The organism is Bacteroidales bacterium, from assembly GCA_012517825.1.
In the GTDB taxonomy this organism is placed as follows: domain Bacteria; phylum Bacteroidota; class Bacteroidia; order Bacteroidales; family JAAYUG01; genus JAAYUG01.
In genome coordinates this window covers 1-4,336 of record JAAYUG010000100.1, presented here as the reverse complement: position 1 = coordinate 4,336, position 4,336 = coordinate 1, and the positions used below count along the sequence as shown (strand labels likewise).

The window sequence follows — 4,336 nt, the reverse complement described above, 5'->3', positions numbered from 1 at the left end:
ATCCGACTCAGCAGGATGCACGGTAATACAGAATCAAAAGGCTGACTCACGGCCTGATACCCTGAGGGCTGTCATTGCCCGGATCATTGATGCACATTGTTACGGAACAGCAAGTGGAAGCCTTCTGATGGAAAGCTTGAACGGCAGGACCAATTCCGGTGAGTACAATTACAGGCTCTTTCGCGAAGGTATTTTCTTATCGGCGGCAAAAGGCGGAGAACGTTTTGAAACAGGCGGCCTGGCTTCAGGACATTACCGTATTGAGGTTTCCGACTCAACCGTCTGCAGTTTTGTGGCCGAGGCAGTCATCGGCCAACCGGATTCTTTTGCCCTTGCCATTTTCCCCGGATACGCCAAAGAAAAAGGCAAGCCGGCCACACCCACGCGGTTTGAAATTTCCGGCGGAACTGCTCCGTACCTGTTGCATCTGGTTGACGAAGAAGAAAAGCAAGTCCGGGAAATTTTTGCCCGTCGTACGGCAGTGGCTGACAGCCTTTTCGCCGGCAGGTATTTTGTAGCGGTTACCGATTCGGCCGGATGCCCTTCGCAGGTGACCAACACCTCGGTATGGAACTTCCTGATCAGGGAGCCGGAACAAAAGCTTGAGGTCATCGTCAACAAAGTAATTCCGGCCACCTGCAAAGGATATTCTAACGGAGCCATCGAACTTTCAACTGCCGGGGGCTGGGGCCCAAAACACCTCTTCGGCATCGGAACAGAAGAATATACCGATTCAGCAAGGTTTGGAAACCTTCCGGCAGGAGAATATACGGTGTACGCGCAGGATACGGCCGGAGTCATTGCTTCGGCACATGCGACAGTTCCTGAACCGGATTTTCTTGCCTTCAGCATCGACTCGCTGGTTCAGCCAACCTGCGACGACCGCCGCGATGGAAAAATCTTTCTGACCATCCGGGGAGGAACTCCTCCATACCTCGCAAAAGCTGACAGTTTGACCTGGGCGCCGGAGAATGTTCTCTCCGGACTGGGAAAAGGACGTAAGATGATCAGCGTCAAAGATGCACAGGGATGCCTGTCAGAAACCACAATACAGGAACTTTCCGCTCCTCCCCCGCTGGTTCTGGAAGAAAGCCGCATTACTTCTCCCCTGTGCGGACAAGACGACGGAAAAATTGACGCAAAAATTGCCGGCGGCACGCCTGAGTATACGTTCCAATGGACCGGAGAAAACGGTTTTGTGAGCTCAGCCCCGACCGCTGATGGCATCTCCGGAGGGCATTACAGCTTGCTGGTAACCGACAGAAATCATTGCCAGGCCGTATTCTATTTCGAAGTATCCGATTCAGGAGGAATCACCATCAGCAGGGCAAGCATTCAGCCAGTCACCTGTTACGGGTTCAACGACGGAAGCATTGAACTGGAGCCGGAGGGTGGAACTCCACCTTACCAGGTACTATGGAACAATTCCATGACGGGAAAACGAATCCGCGGATTACCGGCAGGAAAATATACGGCCGAACTTACTGACAGCATTGGGTGCCGCCTGTTTACAACCGTGGAAATCACCCAGCCCGACAGCCTTTCCCTTGCGCAGATATCGATTACTCAACCTCTATGTACCTCCAAAAGCAACGGATCCATACACATCAGGGCCGCAGGAGGAACTCCCGGCTACCGGTATCTGTGGAGTACCGGAGTGGAAGGAGAAACCGTCACCGGGCTGGCGGCAGGAAGACATTATGTCACCGTCCTTGACAGCAATCAATGCTCAGCTCTATTTGAATTCACCCTGTCCAACCAGAGAAACCCCGAACCTGAACTGGGAGAGGATATTACCTTGTGCCGGGATGCCAGGTACTGGCTGGTTCCGGGAAAATTCAGCCATTACATGTGGTACCGTGACGGTGAATTTTTAGGAAACGAAGACATGCTGGAAGTAAAAGAAGCCGGAATTTACAGGGTAGAGGTGAGCGATGAGGAAGGATGCAGTGCAACAGATTCGGTAACCATTTCCCAGTCTGAAACCACTTATGAAGCACGTCTGCTGGTTTCCAGCGAAGCTCTGGCCGGCGATACCCTGGTGCTGATTGATACTTCCTGGCCGGTACCTGACTCTCTGAAGTGGTTCCTGTCCCGGGCAAATATCCTTGCCGAAACTCCATGGATGCGCTACTGCGTCTTTCCCGATACGGGCAGATACGAAATTATTCTTACCGGCTATTACCAGGGCTGTGCCAGTGCACAGAAAAAGAAAGTATTGATACTGCAACCTGATGAGAACAGAACAAAACCAGACGAAAGGAACCCCATGATCACCCGATTTAAGATCTATCCCAATCCCCTGCGGGACGCCTGTACTGTGGAAATTGACCTGAGCCGCAGGCATGATGCGCAGTTAAAAATCATCCGCATACCAGACGGTAATATCAGATTGGTAAAACAGTTGAAAGGAAGCGATTCCTACCTGGTACCGCTGATGCTGCCCGGTCTGACCCCCGGAATGTACATGATACAGGTGGTATGCGGCGAAGAAATGAAGGCCGGAATGGTGGTGGTAGAATAACAAGTGCAACCGATGACAAAAAGAAAGTTCCCGTACATAAACCGCTTTTGTTTACTCTGCCTGCTCTCAATGGCATATGGAAAAATTACAGGACAGGATCTGTCGCTGATTGGCAAATCGGAACCCCTGCAGATAAACGGAACAGTTGGAATGCAGTATTACGGCAGGATGAGCGGGAAAAGCAATTCTCCGTATCCGCTATCAGGTGCCATCTGGCAGGTTGGACTCAATGCTTCGCTGTACGGATGGAATCTTCCTTTTTCGGTCACCTACAGCAATGCAAACCTTCGCTGGCAGCAGCCCTTTAACCGTTTTTCCCTTCAGCCTTCATGGAAATGGATCCGCATGTACCTGGGCGATGCTTCGATGAGCTTTTCACCATACAGTCTGAACGGACATCAGTTTACCGGTGCAGGAGCAGAATTCGAACCTGAGGGAGGTAAATGGAAAATCAGCATCATGGGAGGACGTCTTTTGCGGCAAACATCGCCAGACACAATCCGCGGACTTCCCGGCATAAGGCATAGAATGGGATACGGGTTAGCCGGAGAATGCCGGGAAGAGAAATTCAGCCTTGGTGCCGGAATATTTTATGCATCCGACAGGAAAAACGATGCATTCCATTTGCCCGACAGCCTGACGGAAGCTCCGGCCGAAAATCTGGTTCTGCATTCAAAAGGCACAGCCGGCATTATTGACAACCTTCAGGTTCAATTTGAGTATGCCGTAAGTTTTTTCACTCCCGACAGGAGAAGCCCTGAGGTGGCAGAGGGCACTACCTTCTTTCCCCTGAAATACCGCAATGGTTCAGCCCGTTACAACGCACTCAAAACAGGCATCACCTATACGTCGCGTTTTGGATCGGCAGGTTTGTATGCCGAGAGGGTTGATCCCGGATACAGAACCCTGGGAGCGTATTACCATCTCAACGATTTTGCAAGCTACACCTTTCAGTATGCCGGTACAGCCCTTCAAAAGAAGCTTTCATGGTCTGTTTCCTCGGGCTGGCAGTACGATAACCTGAGCCATCGCAAGAGCAGTACTTCGCACCGACTGATTCACAACCTGAATCTGACCTGTTCTCCGTCCGATGCCCTGCAGATGAATTTTACCTATTCCAATTTCAGCCGATATATGTATCTGAGGCCTGTGGAGGAATATCTGTCAGAACCCGACCCCTGGAAAAATGCGGACACCTTGCATTACCGGCAGGTTACCGGTACATGGGGCGGGACCGTTTTCTGGCAAACGGAAGACAGGAGCGGAAACAGACACCAGATCAATGTTTCATTCAATTCGAATACCAGCCGTGAAGAGTCGGCCGACAGCCTGGCAAACCGTGGATTGTTTGTTTCGGCCTCAGGAGGTTATACATTTTCAAAACCCGATAATGATCTGAGCAGTAGTATGGTTCTGCAATACAATAGTTCACGTACCGGAGAAATTACCGGAGCCTATCTGGGACCTGCTCTTTCAGTGCGAAAATCCATTGCACAAAATAAATTGCAGGCCTATTCATCCGTATCATACAATAAAACATGGTACGACGCAGAAAAGACAGGATATGTGCTTATGGGCCGCGGAGGATTATCTTTCAGGCAGAAAAACCATACAGCCGATCTGACTTTCGGAATGGCCTGGCGAAAAACGGAGGATCGCAATAACAGGAAAGAATTTACGATGAATTTTTCGTACAGATATACGTTTTCGGGAAAGAAAAACAGGGAACAGAAATAATGTGCTTCCTGCCAATGATGTTCATGAGTTAATGTAATAGTGATCTTACTGATTTATAAACCCAATCATTGCTTT

General features: G+C 50.2%; 2 protein-coding genes. Both read left to right on the top strand.

Going from position 1 to position 4,336, the window contains the following annotated elements; genetic code table 11:
* Positions 1-2,524, top strand: a 2,524-nt coding sequence (locus GX419_06680) for a hypothetical protein (GenBank protein NLI24370.1), incomplete at its 5' end; no start/stop codon positions are given.
* A gap of 12 nt (positions 2,525-2,536) precedes the next feature.
* Complete coding sequence (locus tag GX419_06675; GenBank protein ID NLI24369.1) at positions 2,537-4,261, top strand: hypothetical protein; 1,725 nt, start codon at positions 2,537-2,539, stop codon at positions 4,259-4,261.
* Positions 4,262-4,336 lie beyond the last annotated feature (75 nt).

Excerpts from the sequence above, each read along its gene's own strand:
- GX419_06675 (NLI24369.1), top strand. The coding sequence starts at position 2,537 with ATGACAAAAAGAAAGTTCCCGTACATAAACCGCTTTTGTTTACTCTGC.